This is a genomic window from Desulfopila inferna, from assembly GCF_016919005.1.
Lineage (GTDB): Bacteria > Desulfobacterota > Desulfobulbia > Desulfobulbales > Desulfocapsaceae > Desulfopila_A > Desulfopila_A inferna.
Window position 1 is genome coordinate 1 of sequence record NZ_JAFFQE010000037.1, and the last position, 439, is coordinate 439.

At 65.4% G+C, this 439-nt stretch carries 2 protein-coding genes; both read right to left on the minus strand.

The features are described from left to right. Positions 1-185: nucleoid-associated protein (locus JWG88_RS21325; protein ID WP_240194675.1), on the minus strand; the 185-nt coding region annotated here is incomplete at its 3' end. Further along, complete coding sequence (locus tag JWG88_RS21330; protein ID WP_003103841.1) at positions 185-418, minus strand: hypothetical protein; 234 nt, start codon at positions 416-418, stop codon at positions 185-187. The genes JWG88_RS21330 and JWG88_RS21325, both read right to left, overlap by 1 nt. Positions 419-439: the final 21 nt, after the last annotated feature.

Sequence of the window (439 nt, forward strand, 5' to 3'; positions counted from 1 at the left end):
GCCCCGGACTCGCCCTGGAAGAAGCCCCAGGCCTTGTTCTTGGCGTTGTAGCTTTCGTTGAGGTCGGCCAGCAGGTTCTCGATGGCCTGGGAGTCGCCCAGCTCGGCGTCGCGCGCGTGGAGCACGGCCGGGGTGCCGTCGGGCTTCTTCTCGATCAGATGGACGATGGCGTGTTTGATAGGCATCAGAAAGACTCCTGGTTCAGGGAACGCTGCCTGTCGGCTCGACGGAGCAGGGCGCGGGCATTGAGCTCGCCGCGTGCGTCGCTTGGCGTGGAAGAGATGAAGATCGAGGCGCAGCCGATCTTGCTGAGCTTCAAGTGGCCGCCGGCGGAGCGGTCGACGCTCCAGCCTTCGGCTTGAGCGAAGGCCACCAGCCGGCGGACGCTTTCCCGGGCGCCGCGAAGGAAACTACGCATCCGTGGTCTCCTCACTACTGT